The 19,231-nt window shown below is 69.6% G+C and carries 35 protein-coding genes; 15 read left to right on the forward strand and 20 right to left on the reverse strand.

Annotation, left to right across the window (positions count from 1 at the left end):
- Positions 1-51: 51 nt before the first annotated feature.
- The 11 genes from ACIP94_RS21990 (at position 52) to ACIP94_RS22040 (ending at position 4,581) form a co-directional block, all read left to right on the forward strand.
- A complete protein-coding gene (locus ACIP94_RS21990) occupies positions 52-999 on the forward strand; it encodes a hypothetical protein (protein WP_402428005.1) in 948 nt (315 codons plus the stop codon).
- A gap of 53 nt (positions 1,000-1,052) precedes the next feature.
- Positions 1,053-1,523 carry a MazG-like family protein gene (locus tag ACIP94_RS21995; RefSeq protein WP_402428008.1) on the forward strand — a complete coding sequence of 157 codons (471 nt, stop codon included), beginning with the start codon at positions 1,053-1,055 and terminating at the stop codon, positions 1,521-1,523.
- A gap of 44 nt (positions 1,524-1,567) precedes the next feature.
- The gene (locus tag ACIP94_RS22000; RefSeq protein ID WP_402428011.1) at positions 1,568-1,873 is read left to right on the forward strand and encodes a hypothetical protein; all 306 of its coding nucleotides are present in this window, start codon (positions 1,568-1,570) and stop codon (positions 1,871-1,873) included.
- Between the two features lie 36 nt (positions 1,874-1,909).
- Positions 1,910-2,218, forward strand: a complete 309-nt coding sequence (locus tag ACIP94_RS22005) for a hypothetical protein (RefSeq protein ID WP_402428014.1) — start codon at positions 1,910-1,912, stop codon at positions 2,216-2,218.
- A 104-nt stretch (positions 2,219-2,322) separates the two neighbouring features.
- Positions 2,323-2,616, forward strand: a complete 294-nt coding sequence (locus ACIP94_RS22010; protein WP_402428017.1) for a hypothetical protein — start codon at positions 2,323-2,325, stop codon at positions 2,614-2,616.
- Entirely contained in the window at positions 2,613-2,888 is a 276-nt protein-coding gene (locus ACIP94_RS22015; protein ID WP_402428020.1) for a hypothetical protein, read from the forward strand. Before ACIP94_RS22010 ends, ACIP94_RS22015 begins: the two co-directional genes overlap by 4 nt.
- The gene (locus ACIP94_RS22020; protein WP_402428023.1) at positions 2,876-3,355 is read left to right on the forward strand and encodes a hypothetical protein; all 480 of its coding nucleotides are present in this window, start codon (positions 2,876-2,878) and stop codon (positions 3,353-3,355) included. The genes ACIP94_RS22015 and ACIP94_RS22020 overlap by 13 nt, the downstream gene beginning before the upstream one ends.
- Positions 3,355-3,630 (forward strand): hypothetical protein, encoded by a 276-nt coding sequence (locus ACIP94_RS22025; protein ID WP_402428026.1) that lies wholly within the window; start codon positions 3,355-3,357, stop codon positions 3,628-3,630. The genes ACIP94_RS22020 and ACIP94_RS22025 overlap by 1 nt, the downstream gene beginning before the upstream one ends.
- Entirely contained in the window at positions 3,630-3,869 is a 240-nt protein-coding gene (locus ACIP94_RS22030; RefSeq protein ID WP_402428029.1) for a hypothetical protein, read from the forward strand. The genes ACIP94_RS22025 and ACIP94_RS22030 overlap by 1 nt, the downstream gene beginning before the upstream one ends.
- A complete protein-coding gene (locus ACIP94_RS22035; protein WP_402428032.1) occupies positions 3,866-4,171 on the forward strand; it encodes a hypothetical protein in 306 nt (101 codons plus the stop codon). Before ACIP94_RS22030 ends, ACIP94_RS22035 begins: the two co-directional genes overlap by 4 nt.
- Positions 4,165-4,581, forward strand: coding sequence for a hypothetical protein (locus ACIP94_RS22040; protein ID WP_402428035.1), 417 nt, complete (start codon positions 4,165-4,167; stop codon positions 4,579-4,581). The genes ACIP94_RS22035 and ACIP94_RS22040 overlap by 7 nt, the downstream gene beginning before the upstream one ends.
- Before the next feature lie 64 nt (positions 4,582-4,645).
- Here ACIP94_RS22040 and ACIP94_RS22045 read toward each other — a convergent pair whose 3' ends face one another.
- The 18 genes from ACIP94_RS22045 to ACIP94_RS22130 form a co-directional block, all read right to left on the reverse strand.
- Entirely contained in the window at positions 4,646-5,074 is a 429-nt protein-coding gene (locus tag ACIP94_RS22045; protein WP_402428038.1) for a helix-turn-helix domain-containing protein, read from the reverse strand.
- Between the two features lie 94 nt (positions 5,075-5,168).
- Positions 5,169-5,342 (reverse strand): hypothetical protein, encoded by a 174-nt coding sequence (locus ACIP94_RS22050; RefSeq protein ID WP_402428042.1) that lies wholly within the window; start codon positions 5,340-5,342, stop codon positions 5,169-5,171.
- An 82-nt stretch (positions 5,343-5,424) separates the two neighbouring features.
- On the reverse strand, positions 5,425-5,766 hold the full coding sequence (locus ACIP94_RS22055) for an HU family DNA-binding protein (RefSeq protein WP_402428046.1): 342 nt from the start codon (positions 5,764-5,766) through the stop codon (positions 5,425-5,427).
- An 84-nt stretch (positions 5,767-5,850) separates the two neighbouring features.
- A complete protein-coding gene (locus ACIP94_RS22060; protein ID WP_402428049.1) occupies positions 5,851-6,276 on the reverse strand; it encodes a hypothetical protein in 426 nt (141 codons plus the stop codon).
- A 256-nt stretch (positions 6,277-6,532) separates the two neighbouring features.
- On the reverse strand, positions 6,533-6,784 hold the full coding sequence (locus ACIP94_RS22065) for a hypothetical protein (protein WP_402428052.1): 252 nt from the start codon (positions 6,782-6,784) through the stop codon (positions 6,533-6,535).
- Between the two features lie 4 nt (positions 6,785-6,788).
- Positions 6,789-7,058: a hypothetical protein gene (locus tag ACIP94_RS22070; RefSeq protein WP_402428055.1), complete on the reverse strand. Its 270-nt coding sequence runs from the start codon at positions 7,056-7,058 to the stop codon at positions 6,789-6,791.
- 12 nt (positions 7,059-7,070) lie between these two features.
- On the reverse strand, positions 7,071-7,361 hold the full coding sequence (locus tag ACIP94_RS22075) for a hypothetical protein (protein ID WP_402428057.1): 291 nt from the start codon (positions 7,359-7,361) through the stop codon (positions 7,071-7,073).
- Positions 7,362-7,540: 179 nt separating this feature from the next.
- Positions 7,541-7,945, reverse strand: coding sequence for a hypothetical protein (locus tag ACIP94_RS22080; RefSeq protein WP_402428060.1), 405 nt, complete (start codon positions 7,943-7,945; stop codon positions 7,541-7,543).
- A gap of 160 nt (positions 7,946-8,105) precedes the next feature.
- Entirely contained in the window at positions 8,106-9,338 is a 1,233-nt protein-coding gene (locus tag ACIP94_RS22085) for a DUF932 domain-containing protein (RefSeq protein WP_402428063.1), read from the reverse strand.
- Between the two features lie 161 nt (positions 9,339-9,499).
- Positions 9,500-10,492 (reverse strand): DUF932 domain-containing protein, encoded by a 993-nt coding sequence (locus tag ACIP94_RS22090; RefSeq protein ID WP_402428066.1) that lies wholly within the window; start codon positions 10,490-10,492, stop codon positions 9,500-9,502.
- Between the two features lie 166 nt (positions 10,493-10,658).
- Positions 10,659-10,787, reverse strand: a complete 129-nt coding sequence (locus tag ACIP94_RS22095; RefSeq protein ID WP_402428069.1) for a hypothetical protein — start codon at positions 10,785-10,787, stop codon at positions 10,659-10,661.
- 11 nt (positions 10,788-10,798) lie between these two features.
- Positions 10,799-11,101 (reverse strand): hypothetical protein, encoded by a 303-nt coding sequence (locus tag ACIP94_RS22100; RefSeq protein WP_402428072.1) that lies wholly within the window; start codon positions 11,099-11,101, stop codon positions 10,799-10,801.
- 1 nt (position 11,102) lies between these two features.
- Positions 11,103-11,384 (reverse strand): hypothetical protein, encoded by a 282-nt coding sequence (locus tag ACIP94_RS22105; RefSeq protein ID WP_402428075.1) that lies wholly within the window; start codon positions 11,382-11,384, stop codon positions 11,103-11,105.
- Positions 11,381-12,013, reverse strand: a complete 633-nt coding sequence (locus tag ACIP94_RS22110; protein WP_402428078.1) for a hypothetical protein — start codon at positions 12,011-12,013, stop codon at positions 11,381-11,383. Before ACIP94_RS22110 ends, ACIP94_RS22105 begins: the two co-directional genes overlap by 4 nt.
- Complete coding sequence (locus ACIP94_RS22115) at positions 12,010-12,318, reverse strand: hypothetical protein (protein ID WP_402428081.1); 309 nt, start codon at positions 12,316-12,318, stop codon at positions 12,010-12,012. The genes ACIP94_RS22110 and ACIP94_RS22115 overlap by 4 nt, the downstream gene beginning before the upstream one ends.
- An 89-nt stretch (positions 12,319-12,407) precedes the next feature.
- Positions 12,408-12,623, reverse strand: a complete 216-nt coding sequence (locus ACIP94_RS22120) for a hypothetical protein (protein WP_402428084.1) — start codon at positions 12,621-12,623, stop codon at positions 12,408-12,410.
- 182 nt (positions 12,624-12,805) lie between these two features.
- A complete protein-coding gene (locus ACIP94_RS22125) occupies positions 12,806-13,222 on the reverse strand; it encodes a hypothetical protein (RefSeq protein ID WP_402428087.1) in 417 nt (138 codons plus the stop codon).
- A gap of 90 nt (positions 13,223-13,312) precedes the next feature.
- Positions 13,313-13,441, reverse strand: coding sequence for a hypothetical protein (locus tag ACIP94_RS22130; protein WP_402428090.1), 129 nt, complete (start codon positions 13,439-13,441; stop codon positions 13,313-13,315).
- Positions 13,442-13,606: 165 nt separating this feature from the next.
- Here ACIP94_RS22130 and ACIP94_RS22135 point away from each other — a divergent pair, with 165 nt between their 5' ends.
- Genes ACIP94_RS22135 through ACIP94_RS22145 form a run of 3 tightly spaced genes read left to right on the forward strand, consistent with a single transcriptional unit; the run spans position 13,607 to position 15,958 of the window.
- Positions 13,607-14,164, forward strand: a complete 558-nt coding sequence (locus tag ACIP94_RS22135; protein WP_402428093.1) for a ParB/RepB/Spo0J family partition protein — start codon at positions 13,607-13,609, stop codon at positions 14,162-14,164.
- A 7-nt stretch (positions 14,165-14,171) separates the two neighbouring features.
- The gene (locus ACIP94_RS22140; RefSeq protein ID WP_402428096.1) at positions 14,172-15,260 is read left to right on the forward strand and encodes a GNAT family N-acetyltransferase; all 1,089 of its coding nucleotides are present in this window, start codon (positions 14,172-14,174) and stop codon (positions 15,258-15,260) included.
- Entirely contained in the window at positions 15,260-15,958 is a 699-nt protein-coding gene (locus tag ACIP94_RS22145; RefSeq protein ID WP_402428099.1) for a CoA transferase, read from the forward strand. Before ACIP94_RS22140 ends, ACIP94_RS22145 begins: the two co-directional genes overlap by 1 nt.
- A gap of 10 nt (positions 15,959-15,968) precedes the next feature.
- Here the strand turns inward: ACIP94_RS22145 and ACIP94_RS22150 are convergent, their stop codons facing one another.
- A complete protein-coding gene (locus tag ACIP94_RS22150) occupies positions 15,969-16,919 on the reverse strand; it encodes a hypothetical protein (RefSeq protein WP_402428102.1) in 951 nt (316 codons plus the stop codon).
- A gap of 559 nt (positions 16,920-17,478) precedes the next feature.
- On the opposite strand from ACIP94_RS22150, the gene ACIP94_RS22155 reads away from it, so the two are divergent.
- On the forward strand, positions 17,479-18,036 hold the full coding sequence (locus tag ACIP94_RS22155; protein ID WP_402428105.1) for a PH domain-containing protein: 558 nt from the start codon (positions 17,479-17,481) through the stop codon (positions 18,034-18,036).
- A gap of 70 nt (positions 18,037-18,106) precedes the next feature.
- Here the strand turns inward: ACIP94_RS22155 and ACIP94_RS22160 are convergent, their stop codons facing one another.
- Positions 18,107-18,814 (reverse strand): hypothetical protein, encoded by a 708-nt coding sequence (locus ACIP94_RS22160; protein ID WP_402428108.1) that lies wholly within the window; start codon positions 18,812-18,814, stop codon positions 18,107-18,109.
- Between the last annotated feature and the right edge of the window lie 417 nt (positions 18,815-19,231).

Here is a 19,231-nt window from a genome sequence, read left to right on the forward strand (position 1 = left end):
CGCCGCCCAGGCCGTGCTCGACCGCATCAACCCCACTCACAAGGAGACGACATGAGCCACTTCACCGTGACCGTGACCCTTCCGCCCACCGACCCGCGCGAGGTCGCCGAGGCCGTGACCCGGGCGCTGGCCCCCTTCGACGAGAACAAGGAGAGCGAGCCGCGCCGCGAGTACATCGAGCACGCCGACTACGAGCAGGCGCTGGCGTTCTTCATCGAGCACCCCGAGCACAAGCCTGCGGAGCTCGATGAGAAGAACGTCGCCGCGGTGCTCGCCGAGTACAAGGGAGTCCCGGTCTACGAGGACGCCGGCGATGGCACCGGCCCGGTCCTGTACTACCGCATGACCACCTACAACGAGCAGTCCAAGTGGGACTGGTGGCAGATCGGCGGCCGGTGGGCCGACCACTTCATCCACCGGCCCGATGCCGACCTGCGGCGCCTGGTGCGCGGCTCGCGCTCGTGGATGAACGAGAAGGACCCGCACAAGCTCGGCTACTGCGACGGCGGCCCCCGCGGCCTGCTCGACTTCGAGGCGATGCGCGAGGAGGCCGCCCGCAAGGCCGCCAAGGAGTTCGACCGCTGGACCGACCTGACCCGCGACCTGCCCGAGGCGCTGCCGTGGGAGCACTTCACCGCCCGGGTCGACGCCGAGGGCAAGGACGCCTACTCCATCGAGCAGGCGCGCAAGGACTATCGCGAGCAGGCGCGCGTGAAGGCCGCCGCCGGCGACACGGAGTTCCGCCATTGGTGGGAGGACGTGGTCGCGCACTTCGCGGCCGGCCGTGACGCCTTGCTGGAGAAGGCCCGCCTGGAGGCGGTGCCCGGCTACGCCCTGCTGCGCCAGGACGGCACCTGGGACGAGCCGGGCCGCATGGGCTGGTTCGGCATGAGCGAGGAGACCGACTCCAGCCGCGCCATGTTCAAGGGCCGCACCAACGCCTACCTGGAAGAGCTCGACCCTGACGCCGTGATCGTCAACGTCGACTGCCACATCTGAGGCCCGCCCGTGCCGGGCCGCACCCCGCGGCCGGGCCGCAGGAAGGAAGCACCATGACCGACTCCGCCACCGACGCCTTCGCGCAGGCGCGCCGCATCTCGCAGCGGCTCGACGCCGTCAACGGCACCGACGAGCACGAATACCTCATCCGCCTGCTCAAGGTCGTCGAGGAGGCGGGGGAGGCGGCGCAGGCGTACATCGGCGCGACGGGTCAGAACCCCCGCAAGGGCGTCACCCACCGCCACGACGTCGCCGCCGAGCTGTGCGACGTGATCGTGGCCGCCATGGTCGCCATGCACGGCTTCCACCCCGATCCGCAGGCCCTGTTCGGCGAGTTCATCAAGGAGAAGGCCGACCGGCTGGATGCCGGCACGCACCTCGTCTACCGCGACGCCCCCCACGGTGAGTACCGCTGCACCGGGTGCGCCTTCCGCATCCCCGAGGACCAGGCCGACGAGGTCTCCTACGACGCCGCGCAGCGCGCCCACGACGCCGCGCTGTCTGCCGTGCCCGTGCCGCACTGAGCCGGCACCACCCGCCCCGCACACCCATCCCGAGACGAGGAACGATGGACAAGCCGACCGACGACGAAATGATCTGGGCGCTCGCCAAGGCCAACGAGCTGGCCCACGAGGCGCTGGAGAGCGTCGAGTTCAGCAACGACCAGTGGAAGCTCAAGGTTCAGGACTACCCCGAGAACGAGCGCGGCTCTCGCACCTCCGCCCGCGTCGCGGCGCAGACGGCGCTCGCCTTCCTGCGGCAGAACGAGCACGACACGGCCGTGGGTCTGCTCATGCAGGCCGTGAGGGACCTGAGCCACATCGCCGTCCACCGGGCCGCCGAGTCCAGGGGGTACGGGCTCTATGACTTCTGAGCCGGCCCTCCAGCCACTTCGCGAGCAGGTGGCGACGTGACGGGGATCGGGCACGGCCTCGGCTGGGCTTCCTTCGGGCTGTTCCTGTGCATCGTCGCCGGGCTGGCAAGCGGCCGTCTGACACGCCGCCAATGCTCTGGCCTGCTGGCCATCGCCTACGCCGTGGGCGGCCTGGCCGCCACGCTCATGGGCCAGACCATCGGGGCCGTCTTCGATGCAGCCCTCGCCGCCTTCTTCGCCCACGACTGGTGGCAGAGGGGCGGCGGTGGCGGCACCCGCCGCCGGCTTCGCTCGCTGCGCAGCAAGTTCACGGGCGTACGGCGCACCGCACCGGCCAGCGCATAGCCCTGTCGACTCCACCGACCAGGGCCGCGCCCAGTGGATGACCACGGGCCACGGGCGCGGCCCTTTCAACCCCACAACCCCACTCACTCAAGCGAGAGATCACGATGAAGCCTTCCGACCTGCTCCACCAGGCCGGCACCGAGCTGGCCCAGCGCGGCTACCACAAAGGCGACCTCACCGGCCTCAACGGTGAGGTCTGCGCCCTCGGCGCCATGCACTACGCCGCCATGGCGCTGGTTCCCGGCCTCCAGACCTACACCCAGGCCCTGGGGTACCTGCGCCAGGCCGGCCAGATTGTCCACATCACCTCCTGGAACGACGACCCGCACACCACAGCCGAAGACGTCGCCCTGGCCTTCAAGCAGGCCGAGGCCGCAGCGCTGGAGGCCGGGGAATGAGCGAGATCAAGTTCACGGTCGACCTGGGCGGTCGCCAGGTCGAAGCCTCCATCCTCGACCCCACCTCCGCGCACGAGGTGCCCGATCAGCGCGGCTGCCCCGACTGCGGCGGCGACGCCTACTTCTCCGGCTGCACCGCGCCCGGCTGCAACAGCTGGGGCTGCCCCGACTGCGCCCTGGGCTGCGACCTGGACTTCGTGGACGCCGACGAGGGCGGCCGGTGCGCCTCCGCGCTCGAGGACGAGGAGGACGAGGACTCATGCCGCGCCTGATCAACAACACCGGCCACGTCGCCCAGCACCCCTGGCCCGAGGACGTCGAGATCCAGGGCGGCGCCCTCGGCGTCGTCTACGCCGGCGAGAAGTCCTACCGCACGGCGTTCGTCGAGGCGTTCCCCAACACCCCGCCGACCTTCCTGCGCGGGGAGGGCGCCACCGTCGCCGAGGCCGAGGACGCCTGCTGGGCGAAGTACGAGCGCTACCGCGACTGCGAGCACGGGCCCTACGAGCGGCGCCAGTACACCGACGGATCGGGCTTCTGCACCCAGTGCGGCACGTGGCTGATCGACGTCCTTGAGCCGCTGCCCGAGGAGACGCCCGACGACACCCGCCTGATCAACCGCCTGTTCAGCGGCGACCCCGAGGCCCTGAAGGAAGTCCTCGGCACGATGGCGCGCGCGGACGAGCTGCCCCTCGGCGCACCCGAGACGGGCGACGACACAGCAGAGGAGGGGCATTGATGGCCGCTCCCGTCTCGCTGCGCAAGCTCGTCCCGCACCGCTACGAGTGGCTGGTGCCCGCCGACGACGGATCGAAATGGCCGCGGGCAGCGCGCTACGAACGGGCGCTCGCCGCCGCCCAGTGCGCCTACCGCACAGCGTTCGGACTGGTCGACGACGGCGAGCCGCTGCTGGCGGACGCCCTCACCATCGAGAAGGACGGCGAGGACGTCCTGATCTCCTTCGTCGTCGATGAGCCGGAGCCAGCACCGCCGGCGCCCAGGAAGGGGCGGTGATGGCCACCTTCAGCACCCGCACGGTCTACACCCAGACCAAGGAGTACATCGTCCCGGCCGGCCAGCCGTGGGGCGCCGACCAGGGCGAGATCACCAAGGCCGCCCTGGCCGCGAAGGCCGACTACCGCCGCCTGCGCGGCCTGCCGCCGGACGCCGTGCTGGCCGACGACGTCCTGCGGTACTTCCCCGGCGACGACGAGATCATCATCCGGTTCGTCGTCGAGGAGACGGAGTCGTGAGGCAGCCGCCCGTGGCGGTGTGCCGCCCGTCGGCGTTCCTGCTGCGCCAGATCGCCTTCTGCCCCACGTGTGAGCGGCGCCGACGCTTCGCCGGCCGCGACTGCGCCTGGTACGGGCCGACCTGGACCTGCTGCGGCTGCGGGGACGCCTGGACCGACGGAGAGCGCCACCCGCGGCCCTTCCGCCGCGGCTGGCGCGCCGAGGCCATCGCCGCGGCCAAGCTCCAGTGGCGAGCCGCCGCCCTGTTCGCCCGCAGCTACCACGGCCGGTGGCTGCGCGAGCAGTTGGGCGAGCGATGGTGAGCGGCGAGCTGGAGCCCGTCACGTGCCACGCCAGTGAGTGCCCCTCGCTCCAGATCGTCGAGCACCACGAGGGCGAGGACCGCGACGCCAAGCGCGCCCGCATCCTCGCTCTCGCGGGCTGGCAGCTCAACGAGGGCGGCTGGATCTGCGCGCACCACGTCCTCGAGCCCGCTGCGGCGCCGGTGGTGCGCAAGCGACCTCGTCTTGTCGACACCGCCACCGCGGGCCTTCTCGCCGGCAAGGCGCCGAGCACCATTCGCCGCTGGGCCACCAAGGAGGGTCGTCTGTGCGCCTACGGCACGAAGCAGCGCCTCCTCGTCGACATGGACGAAGTGGTCGAGCTGTGCCGGCTCCTGGAGCGCAAGCCGCCCTTGAGTGAGCGCAGCGAGCGTGCCAAAATGCCAACATAGGTGGAATCTGGACATGAGTGAGCCCCCGATGCCAAAGCGTCGGGGGCTCAGTGCTGCGCCGGCGTCAGTCCGAGAGCAGGCCCTCTTCCTTCGCCTGTCGGATCCACCGGTAGGCGGTGGGCCGGCCGACACCGAAGTGCTCGGCGATGACGGTCGCCGGCGCCGGCACGGACTTCTGCGCCTTCTCAGCGGCCTGGAAGACCTTGGCCACCTCGCGCAGGTGCTCCGGTCCCCGCTCGCCCTGCGGCCGGCCGCCGCGCTCGGTGCCGGGCTTGGGCCGGTTCTCGTTCCAGGCATCGATGGTCGACGGGTACCACCATGGGCTGCGCCCAACCTGTCCGTCGGGCGCCGGCATGTCGCCGGGCTGCGGGTCGCCGTTGTCGCGGTTGCGCTCGGCGACCATGTGGTACTTGCGGACCGTGGTCAGGGCGATGCCGCACCGCGCGGCGACCGCCGTCTGGTCCAGCGGCTGTGGCATCTCGGTCTCCTTCATACAGATAACGATACCGAGAGTGTCACCTCTCGGTCCAGGTCACCGAGAAGACCCGGCACCAGGGCCGGGTCGTCGTCGGTGTCAGTGGTGCTCGCTAGAGTCCCCAGCGCGACAGCCAGCGACCGAGCAGACGGCGCTCACGGCGGCGAACGAGGCGCTTGGCGAGCGGCGCGGGGCCGCGACTGGCGGCCTGGGCGTCACCGAGCGTCCTTTGCGTGAGGTAGAGGCCCCGGCGGAACTGCTCAAGGGTGGAACGGCGACGGGCCATGACTGGCTCCTCTCGGGTTGACGGGTCGGGCTGATCGCCCGCGGCCACCCGGCGTTGGGGGACGCCGGGCACCGTGCTGCGGTCAGACCAGTGCCGAGGTCTTCGGCCGCTTGGCCGTGGTCACCGGGCGCCGGTAGTAGGTGGACTTCTCGCGGCGCACCAGTTCGGACATGCGCGCGGACGGCTTGAAGCGGACGACGCGGTGCGCCGGCACCGTGACCTTCCTGCCGGTCTGCGGGTTGCGGGCCAGACGCCGGGCGGCGTCGACTCCCTTGAACGTCCCGAAGTTGGTGATGGCGACGCTGCCGCCCTCGGCGGTCTCCCGCGTGATGACGTCGGCCGCGGAGCGCAGGATGGCCTTGACGTCGTTGGCGTGGATGCCGGTCTCCTCGGACACGGCCTCCGCAAGCTGGGTGTAGTTCACGACAGTTCCGTTTCTCTCGCTGGTGGGTCCGGGCTGATCACCCGCGGCCACCCGACGTGCGAGACGCCGGGCGCCGTGCGGCGATCAGTCCCGCCAGTAGGGGTCCAGCGCGTCGTCGTCCTGAATGCCGCCGGGCGGGAAGGTGCCCTGGTCGGCGACGTAGCGCAGGACGGCCAGTGCCCGGCTGGGGCCGGTGTAGAAGAGCTCCCGCAGGGCGCGGATCTCGCCCTCGTCGGCCGGCTCGAACTCGTCGACGGCGACGACCTCGATCTTCAGCTCGCGCCCGTCCTTGGTGGCGCGCCCGTCGTCGACCAGCGTCCAGCCGCTCAGGTGCGCCCTCCAGCCGGCGACGCACATCGTGGTGCCGCAGGGCGTCTCGTTCGGGGTGAACACCGCACCCGGGCCCTCCCACCAGGTGCTCATGTCGAGCGCGTCGCGGTTGGCCTCGATGACGCGCAGCACCTCGCGTGCCTTGCGCCCGAGAGGGGTCTCGGTCGTGGTTGTGGTCATGCTCGATCTCCGTTTCGTGTGAGTGGGGTTGAGCTGGGTCACCCGGCAGCGGGGTGTGGAGTCGCCCGCTGCCGGGGAGTCGGGTCGGTCGCGAGAGGTGGAGTCGCCCGCGGCCGGGGGCGGGTCAGCGCAGCAGGTTCTTGACCGACTCGGCGATGCCGCCGAGCGAGCGGCGCACCGCGCGGGCGCCGGCGGCGTAGCCCCACCAGAAGCACAGGGCGCCGACGATGATGTAGGCCATGGACGTCACCTCCTCTCAGGCGTAGGAGTCGGTGAGTTCGCGGATGGCGGCACCGGCAGCGGGGGAGAAGCCGTCGGCCACCTCGTACATGGACCGCACCCACTCGGCGTCGGCGCCGCTGCGGCCGGGGTCGACCACGTGGAAGGCGAAGTCCTCGGTCGTGTGCAGGGGCACCGGGACGCCGTCCACGAACAGGTGGATGCCGGTGTCGTTGTCCGGATCGCGGTCGATGACGACCTCGTAGCGGGCGGATGGGGAGTCGGGCATGGCTTCAGCTCTCCTCGTCGGGCAGAAGGATCACGGACGTGGCGAGCGGGTGCTTGAGCAGGTACTGACGCACGCGCTCACCGTCCGCGGTGAGTTGGGAGCCGGCCTCCCGGTCCTCGATCAGGTCCAGGTGCCACAGCCGCTTGAAGGTGCGGTACTGCATGCCCTTCTGGCGCTGCACCCGGTGGGCGCCGTCGGACTCCGTGGCGGTGCGGATCACCTTGGCCTGCGTGGGAGTGAGGATGATCTGGCGGGCGCGACGGGTGGTGGTCATCGTTTCCTCGATTCAGTGCTTGGGCCCGAAGGCGAGGCGCTGGACGACGGCCGGCGGGAACTGGGCCAGCAGGCGGTCGAACTGGACCTGGGCGCGGGCGTTAGCGTCCTTGAGGTCGCCGGCCTTCGCGCGCAGCTTGTCGCGGTCCATCTGGTCACCCTTGATCGCGCGGCGGAGGTCGATCGCCAGCTGGACGTCGGCTTGGATTCCGCTGCGGCTCAGGTCCCGGACGAGCTCTCGCAGGTCCTCGGGGTCGCCCGCCTCGGCGATCAGCTCGATCTGGTCGATCAGGGGGGTGGTCATGGCGTGGGCTCCTCGCGTCGTCGTTCTCTGTCTTGCATAGATAACGATACAGGGCGGTTCGTCCCAACTCAATGGGTATGAGCGGAAGTTCAGAGATGTCCGGTCGCCGTGGCGGCGTCGCGCGTGAGTGATCACGCGAGGGTGACCCCCTTGGAAGGGCACGGCGACCGGACCCCACATCACTGCTCGCGCAGGTCGTTCCAGTGGTAGCCAGAGCCGTCACCTGGCACGCCCAGTTCGACGGAGACGCGCTCGACGTCGAGGTCCTGCTCTTCCTCGACGTGGTGGCGCGCTACGTACTCCCACGCCGCGTCCCCGGAGGGGGCGTTGACCACGTAGGTGTAGGGCGCCTCGCCGTCGTGGCGCTCCGAGCCGGCGATGGTGACGGTGTAGGGCTGAAGGTCGCGCCGCTCCCACACCTCTTCGTAGGTGCCCTTGTCGGCAAGGGCGTCGGGGATGAACAGGTCGCGGTGCCGCTCGCACACGATCGCGCCCGTGCGGGTGCGCAGTACCGGGTCGGACCAGGCGAGGCGGGCTTGGCAGGCCGGGCACAGGCCCGGCTGGAGGATGGACGGAGTACTCATGGCGATCCCTCGTGGGGTTTGAGTGGGGTTGAGTGCACGACCGCCCGGCCGGGCGCACGGGGTGGAGTCCCGTGCGGGGCGCGAGGGGTGGAGTCCCAGGCGCCCCGGCCGGCCGGCAGTCGTGGGAGTGGCCCCGCCCGGTGGGGGCGGGGCCGGTGGTTCAGCGGCGGACGAGCAGGAGCCGCTCGTGGGCCTTGGACTTCATCTCGTCGTCGGAGCCCTCCAGCAGGGCGGTGGCGCGGGCCACTTCCTCGCTCATGGACTTGCCGGGCCGCTTCGGCGCGACGTGGTCGAGGTAGTCGGTGATGGTCCTCTCGGCCGCGTACGCGGTGCCTCCGAGACGCTTGGTCTCGGCGTGGAACATCGCGGTCAGCATCTCGGAGCGCTTCTCGTGGATCGTGCGCGCGGCCTTCTTGTCGGCCTCGGGCTCGGGCCACAGGTCGGCGAGCACCTTGCGGAAGTCGTCGATCGCCAGGTCGGTCTGGGCCAGCTGGTTCTCCTCGGCGGCCCACTCCTCGAAGTAGTTGATCGACAGGTTCAGCGTGCGGCGCGCCTCGCGGACCTTGTCGGCTGCGCCGCGGGTGTGGCGCACGGACCAGCGGGTGTGCGCGTCCCGGACGGCGAAGCGCTCGGTGTTCTTGCACACCGGCCGCCACGGGGTGACGACGGCCTGGAAGCTGCCGGTGCCGGCGTGGTCGTTGAGCACGGCCACGAAGGGCAGGATCTCGTCGTTGATGCCCTCGGCGTCCACGACGACGGACTTGGGCAGGCGGATGGAGACGAACACCTTGCGCCCTCCGCGCAGCGCGCCCGCGGACTCGAACTTCACGCCGAAGTCGCCGACGAGCTCTTGCAGGAAGCCGAACCCGTCGCTGTTCTGGACCGGGGTGTAGCGGCTGCCGACGACGCCGAGCGCGGCGCCGGTGTCGTTGCGGACGGTGGTGAAGCTGTCCTCCACGGTCAGCGTCTGCTCGCCCCAGGTGTACTGGGTGGGCACCAGCTCGACGGTGAAGTCCAGGCCCGAGAGCTTCAGGACCTCCTCCACGTCGGAGGTGCCGCCCGGGATCACCTGTCCCAGAGAGTGCCACGCGGGGACCGCGGAGTACAGGGCGGTGCGGCCATCGGCCATGGTGTCCAGCCCGTGGTTGGCGACGACCTCGGCCACCTGGCCGGCGGCGTTGCGGTTGACGGTGAAGGTCTCGCCGGCGTCCCAACCCTGGGTGACGCGGTAGGTGTTGGGGCCCGTCTGGACCATCTCGCCGGCGGCCACGCGGGCCTCGAAGCGGGCGATGCGGTCGGTCTCGGACTGGGCGGCGGCCTCGGAGGCCGCGCGGGCGGAGTCGAGTTGGGCGATCTTCTCGGCGGCGAACGCCTCGTTCACGTCGGTGGTCACGATCTCGGCCTTTCGGTCAGTGAGTGGGGTTGTTCTCTCTCTTACATTGATAACATTACGCTGTGGCCTGATAGTTGTCAACGCGAGCAAGAGAACTTTCCAAGCTGGGCAACAGATTGGGCCCCCGCCCGTGGAGTTGGCGGGGGCCCAAAGGGGGTTGATCAGACGGTGGCGAGCAGCGGGCGCAGGGCGTCGAAGTCCTCCTGCTCGACCCGGCCCTCGACGGTGCGGGTCATGATCCGCTCGGCCCGGACACCGCGGGGGTTCGTCTCGTGGTGGCTGAAGGTGTTGACGGCCTGCCAGGCGCCGAACAGGTTCCCGCGCCAGGGCGCGACCCGCTCGTCCTGCGTCCACAGGGTGCGGAAGGCGTCGCGCTTCTTCTCCGCCATCGTGACCGAGAACTTCTTGGCGTCCTCCTCGATCGGGGCCAGCTGGCTGTCGACGAAGTCGAAGAACGCGGCGTCGCTGACGGGCGTGGCGCAGAGCTTGGCCACCTCGGCGGCGAAGTCGTCGGAGATCGAGTGGACGATCCCGAGCGCGTCGCGCGCGTCGTTCAGGCGTGTCAGGCTCTTGGAGCTGTGTCGCACCCGGAAGGCGGCGCCACCCTCGGTGAGGGCCGCGGCCATCGTGTTGTCGCACACGACGTTGGTGATGATCCGCTTGTAGGTGGTCGCCAGCGACCCGTCGAAGGACGTGCAGGCGAGCAGGTTCGGGCGGAACTCGACACCCTCGGGGGTGGTGATGTTCTCCGGGACCTCGACGGACACCCAGGCGACAGCGCCGTTGCGCAGAAGGCCGGCGGAGCCGATGCCCAGGTCGTCGTCGAGGATGTTGGCGACGTTGGTCAGCAGCCACTCGCCGTACTGGTGGGGCTGGTACGACTTCTTGAAGACGCCCATGACGTCACCGGTGTCGCTGCGCAGGATGACCTTGCGGCTCTGGTCGGAGCCGAAGCGCTTGGTGACGGGGTTGCGGAACATCATCGGCGACTCGACGGCCGTCCAGTGGAACAGTCGGTTCTGGACGTCCTCGACGGGGATCGCACCCTCGTAGTGGTTAGCGTCGCCCTCCCGGTAGTGCCAGGCGTTCCCGCGCTTGTCGGTGAAGCCGATCAGCGTGTTCTCCGCGAGCCACTGGCGGGTCTCCTTGGACATGGTCCGGTCCCTTCTCTGGGATGGTGGTGTGTTGTCTCTCTGACATAGATAACGATACGGAAGGGCCGTATGGCCGTCAATGGAGGCCGCGGACGTTCCTGAGCTGGGCAAGAAAGAGGCCCCTGCCGGTGGAGTCGACAGGGGCCGGGACCTCTTCGCCGGCGGCTTAGGCCGGCTGAGATGCGCGGGTGAACTCCCACGCCAGGATGGCGAGCGGGAGGAACCGCAGCACCGTCCAGATCATCGGCAGGGCGGCCAGCAGCACGAGGGCGGCGGCCTCGAACAGGGTGACCATGGGCACTCCTCCTATGCGGCGCGGCGCTCTGCGTGCTCGGACCTGCTCAGGTCGACCGAGACGCTGGAGGCGTCCGGCCAGTGGGCCTCCTCGCTCGCCTCGCCGCCGTCGTCCTCGTCGGGGTCGGACTCGGTGTCGAAGTGGAACTGGGCCGAGCCCACCAGGCGGTCGACGTCGTGGCCCTCCGCGGCGAGCAGGTGGAACAGGTCCGCCATCAGGTCGACGGCCTGGGTCTCCAGCGGCTCGTTCGACTCGCCCTGCACCAGGGCGGCGTACATCTCGACGGCCGAGCGGGCCGCGTGCGGCTGCTTCATGTCACACCCCCTCGTACCGGGTGACCTCGACGTGGTGGTTCATCGCGGCCTCCTCGCTGTGGGCGAGCAGGGAGTGGATGTGGTGCAGGCAGGCGAGCTGCATGTGCCCAGCGCCCTGGCCCGGCAGGCCGCTCTTGTTGGTCGTCCAGGTCAGGACGTGGTCGGGCTTGCGACCGCAGCCGGCGCCCGTCTTCGGGTTGCCGGGGCAGGTGGGTCGCCTCTCCAGGTCCATCTCGACTCGTTCGGCGGACGTCGAGCGCCACGCCTTGATCGGGTACTTCATGCCGCATCTCCTTCGGTGCTGCGGTGGTGGGGCCGCGCCGGGCGGCGCGGGTCTTCGGTCCAGGCCAGCCAGGTGGCCGCCTGGAGGGTGGAGGGAAGGACGCCCAGCTGCCCCGCCGCCGCCCGGTAGGCGCCGGCGAACAGGTCGTAGCGCGGGCGGTAGCCCAGCCCGCGGTAGGCGGTGCCCAGCCGGCGGCCCACGGCCAGGTCATGGGCGTGGCGGTCGATGACCACGGCCGCCGCGTCGTCGGGGTCGGCGATGCACCGGTAGAAGTGCCAGGTCTTCAGGCCCCGGGGCAGGACGTCGTCGGGGTCCTCGCCGGCCAGAATGCGGTGTGCCTTGGCCAGCCGCTCGCGGGTGTTGAGCACGGGCCGGCCGGCGAGCAGGGCCGCGGCGTCGCGCGTGTTGCGCTCCCATGACGCCTGCGCCGACAGGGCGGCGATGACGCCCGCGCCGGTGCGCGCGTCGCCGCCGGCCATCTGCCGGGCCAGCTGGTTCGCCACGCGGTACCACTGGGCACCGCGGGCGCGCTGGTCCTCGCTCGTGCCGTCCCAGGCGTCGAGGACGTTGGCCACCAGGGCGTCGGGCTTGGCCGCCCGCAGGGGGACGGGGGCGGTCAGCGGCGTCACGCCTGGGCCTTCGGCGCGCGGTACAGGCGCACCGTGCGGTGGCCGCCGAGGACGTTCTCGACCGTCGGCTCGGTCGCGTGGGAGAGACCGTCGCGCAGGACGGTGCCCTGGACCGTGACACGGGACCAGCCGCGGCCGAACGTCTGGCCGTTCTCGACGGCGACGAGCGTGCCGATCACGGTGATGGGGACCGCGTTGCCGTCGTCGTCGGAGGTGACCGTCTGGTACTCGACGACGTGGCCGGCGTGCTCGGGGCGCAGCTCGACGGCGTTGATGGTCTCGATGGCGGGGGCAGGGGCGATCACGGATGGACCTCGTTTCGAGTGGGGTTGATCGGGCGGTACGAACCCGGCCCGCGGCTGGTGGAGTCAGCCGACGGGCCGGGGGAGAGGGCTCAGGACGCGACGTCGACCATGCGGTCCATGGCGACCTTGGCGACGCCGTAATTGCCCATCGTCACGTGCGCCCACTTGCGGCCGGTGCGCACGTTGCGGACCACGCGGATGTCGCCGGGGACGCGGGTGTACGCGTTGCGACGCGCCTCGCGGATCATCTCCTGGTCGGTGACGACGTCACCGGCGATCAGGCTGGCGGCGAGCTTCTGGGCCATGGCCCCCTCCTTTGCGTTCGTTTCGCTTATCTCGTTTACATAGAGAACATTACAGAGGCCCGAATGGGCCGTCAATGGGCCCGAACAGGAAAAGCCCGCTATACGGAATAACCCCCGCCGGGGCGGGGGATTTCCGGCGGCCCTCCGCGTGGAGTTCGGAGGGCCGGCCGCCGTCGTCTCGATTACGCGATGCCGAACTGGAGGTCGCCGTACAGCGCGGCCATTCCGTCGTCGCGGTACTTCAGCCACGCCTTCATGCCGTCGATGCGGTGCGGGTGGAAGGGTGCCCAGTTGGTCGGCGCCACCCGCAGGAACTCGCGGGCCTCGTGCAGCTCGATCTCGGCGATGGCGGACAGGATCCGCCGGTACAGCGTCCTGTCGTCACTACAGTCGCCGACCATCAGCGGGAACTCGGCGTAGGTGGTGATCTCCTCGGGGTAGCCCTTGTCTGCTTGGTCGCGGTTGGAGTTGCGGGCCGGGTACTCGACCCGGACCTTGATCGTGCCCTCGAATCGGTTGGTGTGGTCGGTGGCCGTGAACGTCCAGCCCGGCTTGTAGATCAGGCCCTCGACGAGACGAATGGCGCTTCCGATCTCCATGACTTTCCCTTTCCTTGGGTGTGGACCCCGCGTGCGGGGCTGACAGGGCGCCGGTTCGGGACCGGCGCCCGACCGCCCTTACAGGCGGAATCAGCGACGCTTGGAGAGAAAGTCGGTAACGATGCGCGCGGCGCCGTCCCTCTGGCCGGCAGTGCGGCCCTTCGAGTAGCCCACGGCGTAAATGACGAGGGCGACGGCGACCCAGGCGAGCACTGACATGGCTCGGCCCTTCCTTTCGGGTGGGGTTGAGATCTGACGTGTCGTTCTCTGTCGTGCATAGATAACGATACGGAGGCCCCAAAAGGGGGTCAACGGGAACCACAAGGAATTCCGCAACCAATTCCCGTGTCACATGCGGGAGTTGTACGAACTCATGCGAGGTATGTGGGCGCTGAATATCTGGAAACCCGCACCGTTCCGCTCGACGAGCTGACGCCCTATCCGGGAAATGCCAAGCGGGGCAAGGTCGAGGCGATCCGCGAGTCGATCCGCCGCAACGGCCAGTACCGCTCGTTGGTCGTCCGCGACACCGGCGGGGCGTTCGTCGTCCTGGCCGGCAACCACACGATGCTGGGCCTTCAAGCCGAGGGGCACACCGAGGCCCGCTGCGAGCTGATCCGCTGCGACGACGCCACCGCACGCAGGATCAACCTGGCCGACAACCGCACCTCGGAGCTCGGCAGCATGGACGGCGACGCGCTGCTCGAACTCCTTCAGGCCGCCGACGCCGAAGAGGGCCTGGACGGCACCGGCTACACCGACGAGGACCTGTCAGCCCTGCTCGGCAGGGTTGAGGAACTGCCCCCCGAGGGCGACGCCGCCACCGAGGACATGCCCGGCGTGTGGGGCGTGGTCGTCGAGTGCGACGACGAGCACCAGCAGACCGAACTCCTGGAGCGCCTGGCCGGCGAAGGCTGGCGCGTCCGTGCCCTGATCGGATAGGTGAGCCATGCGCGCAGACATTGAGGTCGCCAGCCACGTCCACACCTCCCCGCGGGTGCTCCAGGCGGCCTCCCTCTTCGACGTCGAGCTGAGCGAGAAGACCACCCGCAGCTGGCACCTGAACCTCTCCCTGGAGGAGCGGGACTGGCAGATCGGCCTCATCGTGGGCCCGTCCGGCTGCGGCAAGTCGACGCTCGCCCGCCACCTGTGGCCCGACCACATGGCGGCCGAGCCCACCTGGAGCAGCGACCGCGCCCTGCTCGACGACTTCCCGGCCGAGCTCGGCATCAAGGACATCATCGGCCTGCTCACCGCGGTGGGCCTGGGCTCCCCGCCGGCCTGGCTGCGCCCCTGGCGGACTCTGTCGACGGGGGAGGCGTTCCGGGCCACGCTCGCCCGGCTGCTCGCCGAGACCGAGGACCTGGCCGTCATCGACGAGTACACCTCCACCGTGGACCGGCAGGTCGCCAAGGTGGCAAGCCACGCCCTCCAGAAGGCGATCCGGCGCAGCACGCGCCGGCTGGTCGCCGTCACCTGCCACTTCGACGTGACCGAATGGCTCCAGCCGGACTGGGTGTGCAACGTCGCCGCGGAGACGTTCACCTGGGGGTCGGTTCCACCCCGGCCGACCATCGACCTCCGGGTCCACCGGGTTGATCGCTCCGTCTGGCCCCTGTTTCGGCCGCATCACTATCTGAGCGGCAACCTCCACACCGGCGCGCAGTGCTTCGGCGGCTGGATCGGCGACCAGCTGGTGGCCTTCTCCGCCTACACCCACTTCCCGCACCCCAAGACCCGCAACATCAAGATGGGCCACCGGCTCGTGGTGCTGCCGGACTACCAGGGCCTGGGCATCGGCGGCCGGATGGACGACTGGCTGGGGCAGTACCTGTGGGAGCGGGGCTACCGTTACCGCAACGTGATCGCCCACCCGGCGATGATCCGCTACTACTCGGCCTCCCCGCGCTGGCGGGACATGACGCCGGCGGGGCGGCTGGCGTCGACCACCAAGAACACCGGGCTGCGCAAGCACATGCTCAACCCCCGCCGGCTCGGCACCCGCTCGTACGAGTACGTCGCCCCGAGGGAGTCCTGATGCGCGTGCTGGAGATCGGCACCTACGTGGTCCCGGCCTTCGCTGGGATGGTGCTCGCCGAGCAGGGCCACGAGGTGACCAAGTGGACCTCGCCCGGCGGCCCCGACCCGATCGAGGGCCTGGAGCACGGGCCCGAGCTGTGGAAGTGGATCAACGAGGGCAAGGCGCTGGCCTGCCGCCACGCCACGGCCGTCGCCGAGATCCAGCGCGGCCGGTTCCACATCGTGCTCGACAACATCCGGGCGGCCACCTGGAAGCACTGGGGGATCGACCCGGCCGAGGAAGCCGAACGGCTCGGCGTCGTCTGGGTGTCCATGCGCGACGACTTCGACGGCCGCTCCTTCGACGCGGTCGCCCAGGCCCGCGCCTGGGGGGACCACATCGGCTACGTGCCGGCCTATCTCGGCGACACCGCCGGCGGGCTGTGGCTCGCCTTCAAGGCGCTCGCCTCCTCGCCTGGCCACCACGTCGTCCACCAGGCCGCGGCCCTTGCCAAGCTGGTCGAGGGGGAGTTGGTCGTCGAGGCCGAGCGGTACGGCAAGCGCACCCCCTGGGATGAGCCGGGCACCTACGGCGAGAACGAGGCCGGCACGGGCGTCGAGGTGCACTACCGGGGCGAGGTCGTCAGCGAGCGGTTCCGCGACGATGAATGGCGCAGGAGGAACCTGCGCCATGTGGAGGGGCGGTATGTGATCTAGCTCGTGGGCCCTAGATGAGGTCTGAGTGGGAATCGACGTACCACGCCCGGACGTCGAACGCGACCAACTGGGACCCCTTCGCCAGGTGGACCTCCGCAGTGTGGCTCTCCCACGTCCCCGGAAGCTGGCCTCCAGCAACGGCAAGTCCGTTGACCATGGCCGCGACGCGACCCTTCGAGTGACCCCAGATCTTTGCGACATCGTCCGACGGCCAAATGGCCTTCAGCTCCTCCAGGAGCTCGGCGGCGTTACGTGCCGCCGGGTCGAAGAGGGCCATGAACCTCAGCTCAGTCATACGGAGGTCGAAAGAGCGCTCGCGAAGGTATTCGCTGTCAGAGTCCAGCGTCGCCAGGAAGGTCCCGGCCGTCAGACTCGGACTCTCGTCCAGACTGTCCAGAACGATGGTCGAACCGGCACTGCCATTGCTTCGATGCTTGCCCTTGATCGGCCGGCCGATGTCGTCAAGGGCCTGGTCCACCAGACCGCGCAGTCTGCGCCGGACGTCGAGGTGCACAGCACTGGGATCCACCCACTCAACGCGCATGGCGAGAACCGGGCGTCGGGCCGCGTCTGGTTGCGCCGCAGGTACTGGCCTCCGCGGTGGCGGCACGGTGGATGGCTTGGTTGCCTTTGGAGGCATCGGCGGCGCGGGTTGTTCGAGGGCCGTGTGGCCTGACGCCGCCAGCCACAGTTGATGCATCCGCTCTACCTCGCGTGCCTGATCCGCACCCGGCGCCTTCTCCGCAAGAGCCTCCACCAGAAGCTCGACCAGCCCCCAAGCCGGCACTCGCTCGCTGGAGAAGACGTCGTGGACCCGACTCCTGCCGGCCACCGTGTCGCCCACCCGATCGACGAGCGCACGCACGGACAGCAGCCCCGCCCGAAAGTGCAGGTCGTGGAGCGCGTCGTTCAGCTCCTTTCCCGGCCCCTCGGGCAAGTTCGGTCGCTTCAACCTCGGCATGGCCCCCCACCCCGTCCGATTCCGTCCGATGCTGTCCGACGATACCGCCTGGCGTCCGCACGCGTCCGGGCCGTCCGGCGGCAACGCACGCTGGATACAGACGCGTTGTCGACCGGAAGGACGGTAGTCATGTGGGTGTCCACGTTTCCCTGGGACGCCATCGGCCAGAGTGCGCTCAGCGAGACGATCGGGTCTCTGATCGCCACGGGGCTCGTGGCCGGGGGCGGTTGGCTGACCCGGAGAGTGCGCCGGCGGCGCAGGGGTAAGGCGGTCCCGCACACGGTCGAACCCCTGTCGAGCCCTGCGGAGGACCGCAGCCGGATCGAAGCCTGAGTCCGCGCACGTCATCGGCTCCCGGATGCGCTTCCGGGGGCCGGGGCGGCGGATCGCGTACCGGACATGTAGATGGTTGGTACAAGATTTGATCAAACTATGAGCAACCCGCCTTTACATGGTGCTCACACAGTCGGCACGCTTCCGCCGTGAGAAGCGCACAGGGCGCTTCTCGTCAGGCCACGGGGGCCCTTCGCAGCTCCCCGTGCACATGCGGAGGAATGAGATGGCGGCGAAGATTCCCGAAGGGTTGCGCGGCGACCTGGCCGAGGCGGTTGCGCAGGAGAACACCCTCTGGGGGGCGAAGAAGAGCCTGACCGTCGCCTCCGGGGCCCTGCGGGGCGACGAGCGCGTGCTCGCCGCGACGACGACGTATCGCAGGCAGGGCAACGTGAACCAGTCCGGAGTGCTGATCGTCACCGACCAGCGGCTGCTGTTCGTCCACGCGCGGGCGTTCGCCTCGGCGACGGAGGAGATCCCCCTCGCCAACATCTCCGGAGTCATCGACCGCAAGAGCCTGCTTCAGGGCGCCATCGTCGTGACGGGCTCGGGCGGCATCACGACCAGATTCACGAACATCACCAAGGATCGCGTTGCACCGGTGATGGAGGCGATCCGCTCCCACCTTCGCGTGCCGGGCGGCATGCCCGTCGCGCAGGCCGCGCCCGCTCCGGCCGTCCCTGACACGGCGGACCAGATCAGGAAGCTGGCCGAGCTGCGCGACGCCGGCATCCTGACCGAGGAGGAGTTCACGGCCAAGAAGCGGCAGATCCTGGGGCTATAGCCGACCGCCCTGAGACGACGAATGGCGCAGGCAGAACCTGCGCCATGTCGAGGGGCGGTATGTGATCTAGCTAGCTCATGAGACCCGGCGCAGCCCTCACTACCTTGTAGTCGGCTGTCCACGTCCACCCCACCATTTCAACGAAGTCGTTACCCTGCGCAGAGGTCTCCGTATAGAGCAGTGCACGATTGACAGGCTCCATGCTGTTGAGCCTCGGGAAGACGGTCTCTTCCAGGTCGGCCAGCGTGGCGGGGGTGACCATGATCAGCAGGTCGGCCGGGTCAGAAGTCCAGATGCCTCGGGCGTACTCACCCAACTCCGGAATCGTGCAGTCGTGGAGCGTGACCGGGAAAGGCTTGCTCCCGTCATCAGGGATGAACCGAAACGCTACGTCCGTGCCCCCGTGATCGTTCTTGACGGCTGTGAAGTGGCGTACCGTGCCCCATCCAGGCTTCGGCTGCCATGGGGGTGGCGGCGCCGAGTAGCTGGTCTGGGGGACCGATCGTTGCTGCCCCCGAACCGGTTGCACTGAGGCTTTCCCCTTCGAGGACGTACCGCTCTTTGAGGAGTTGCCGCGAACCGCGTCCACAATCGCGTCCTCCACCTTGAGCTTGGCAAAGCCCACCGGGTGCGCGACTTGCCCAAGCTTCTTGACTGGCTTGGGCGTTACAGCTCGCCTGGCTGTGCGCACAGGGTGAACTGTCTTCCTCACGGTGCGGCGCGCCTTCTTGATCGGTTTCGGAGCAAACAAGCGCCACAGTATGCCCACTGCCGTCACCCCCCGGGTTGTGCGCTTAGATGCGTCGGTCGTGCCGATGAAAACTGGCTCATTCTGTCACGCATGCTGGCTCCAGGGACCCCCTCGGGTGACAGGCGAACAGGGCGATACTCGGGCCGCCGCTGACCCGGAACGGCCCGGGCATCCGCATGGTGACGCGAAGCATTGCTCCTCCTCGGTGGGACGTGAAGACCACGGGTCGTAGGCGTCGATCAGGGCCTGGTTCGCCGCGGTGCACTCCGGGCAGACCCACCAGCCCGAGGGCGTCGCGGCGTCCATGTGGGCCTCGCACGACTCGCAGCGCCCGCCGACCCACTGGCCCAGGCGGTCGAAGTGGTCGTGGAAGGCGGCGCGCTGCTTGAGGGGCATGGACTCGACGATGCGGCGCGCTTCCTCGTCGTCTCCCGCCATGGCGGC

It is taken from the genome of Streptomyces sp. NPDC093261 (assembly GCF_044753645.1).
In the GTDB taxonomy this organism is placed as follows: domain Bacteria; phylum Actinomycetota; class Actinomycetes; order Streptomycetales; family Streptomycetaceae; genus Streptomyces.

Excerpts from the sequence above, each read along its gene's own strand:
- ACIP94_RS22065 (WP_402428052.1), bottom strand. The coding sequence starts at position 6,784 with ATGCCCGACTCCCCATCCGCCCGCTACGAGGTCGTCATCGACCGCGAT.
- ACIP94_RS22025 (WP_402428026.1), top strand. The coding sequence starts at position 3,355 with ATGGCCGCTCCCGTCTCGCTGCGCAAGCTCGTCCCGCACCGCTACGAG.
- ACIP94_RS22010 (WP_402428017.1), top strand. The coding sequence starts at position 2,323 with ATGAAGCCTTCCGACCTGCTCCACCAGGCCGGCACCGAGCTGGCCCAG.
- ACIP94_RS22030 (WP_402428029.1), top strand. The coding sequence starts at position 3,630 with ATGGCCACCTTCAGCACCCGCACGGTCTACACCCAGACCAAGGAGTAC.
- ACIP94_RS22075 (WP_402428057.1), bottom strand. The coding sequence starts at position 7,361 with ATGACCACCCCCCTGATCGACCAGATCGAGCTGATCGCCGAGGCGGGC.
- ACIP94_RS22140 (WP_402428096.1), top strand. The coding sequence starts at position 14,172 with ATGCGCGCAGACATTGAGGTCGCCAGCCACGTCCACACCTCCCCGCGG.
- ACIP94_RS22020 (WP_402428023.1), top strand. The coding sequence starts at position 2,876 with ATGCCGCGCCTGATCAACAACACCGGCCACGTCGCCCAGCACCCCTGG.
- ACIP94_RS21990 (WP_402428005.1), top strand. The coding sequence starts at position 52 with ATGAGCCACTTCACCGTGACCGTGACCCTTCCGCCCACCGACCCGCGC.
- ACIP94_RS22125 (WP_402428087.1), bottom strand. The coding sequence starts at position 13,222 with ATGGAGATCGGAAGCGCCATTCGTCTCGTCGAGGGCCTGATCTACAAG.
- ACIP94_RS22155 (WP_402428105.1), top strand. The coding sequence starts at position 17,479 with ATGGCGGCGAAGATTCCCGAAGGGTTGCGCGGCGACCTGGCCGAGGCG.
- ACIP94_RS22120 (WP_402428084.1), bottom strand. The coding sequence starts at position 12,623 with ATGGCCCAGAAGCTCGCCGCCAGCCTGATCGCCGGTGACGTCGTCACC.
- ACIP94_RS22130 (WP_402428090.1), bottom strand. The coding sequence starts at position 13,441 with ATGTCAGTGCTCGCCTGGGTCGCCGTCGCCCTCGTCATTTACGCCGTG.
- ACIP94_RS22100 (WP_402428072.1), bottom strand. The coding sequence starts at position 11,101 with ATGAAGCAGCCGCACGCGGCCCGCTCGGCCGTCGAGATGTACGCCGCC.
- ACIP94_RS22090 (WP_402428066.1), bottom strand. The coding sequence starts at position 10,492 with ATGTCCAAGGAGACCCGCCAGTGGCTCGCGGAGAACACGCTGATCGGC.
- ACIP94_RS22145 (WP_402428099.1), top strand. The coding sequence starts at position 15,260 with ATGCGCGTGCTGGAGATCGGCACCTACGTGGTCCCGGCCTTCGCTGGG.
- ACIP94_RS22040 (WP_402428035.1), top strand. The coding sequence starts at position 4,165 with ATGGTGAGCGGCGAGCTGGAGCCCGTCACGTGCCACGCCAGTGAGTGC.
- ACIP94_RS22045 (WP_402428038.1), bottom strand. The coding sequence starts at position 5,074 with ATGAAGGAGACCGAGATGCCACAGCCGCTGGACCAGACGGCGGTCGCC.
- ACIP94_RS22080 (WP_402428060.1), bottom strand. The coding sequence starts at position 7,945 with ATGAGTACTCCGTCCATCCTCCAGCCGGGCCTGTGCCCGGCCTGCCAA.
- ACIP94_RS22050 (WP_402428042.1), bottom strand. The coding sequence starts at position 5,342 with ATGGCCCGTCGCCGTTCCACCCTTGAGCAGTTCCGCCGGGGCCTCTAC.
- ACIP94_RS22060 (WP_402428049.1), bottom strand. The coding sequence starts at position 6,276 with ATGACCACAACCACGACCGAGACCCCTCTCGGGCGCAAGGCACGCGAG.
- ACIP94_RS22150 (WP_402428102.1), bottom strand. The coding sequence starts at position 16,919 with ATGCCGAGGTTGAAGCGACCGAACTTGCCCGAGGGGCCGGGAAAGGAG.
- ACIP94_RS21995 (WP_402428008.1), top strand. The coding sequence starts at position 1,053 with ATGACCGACTCCGCCACCGACGCCTTCGCGCAGGCGCGCCGCATCTCG.
- ACIP94_RS22070 (WP_402428055.1), bottom strand. The coding sequence starts at position 7,058 with ATGACCACCACCCGTCGCGCCCGCCAGATCATCCTCACTCCCACGCAG.
- ACIP94_RS22095 (WP_402428069.1), bottom strand. The coding sequence starts at position 10,787 with ATGGTCACCCTGTTCGAGGCCGCCGCCCTCGTGCTGCTGGCCGCCCTG.
- ACIP94_RS22000 (WP_402428011.1), top strand. The coding sequence starts at position 1,568 with ATGGACAAGCCGACCGACGACGAAATGATCTGGGCGCTCGCCAAGGCC.
- ACIP94_RS22105 (WP_402428075.1), bottom strand. The coding sequence starts at position 11,384 with ATGAAGTACCCGATCAAGGCGTGGCGCTCGACGTCCGCCGAACGAGTC.
- ACIP94_RS22015 (WP_402428020.1), top strand. The coding sequence starts at position 2,613 with ATGAGCGAGATCAAGTTCACGGTCGACCTGGGCGGTCGCCAGGTCGAA.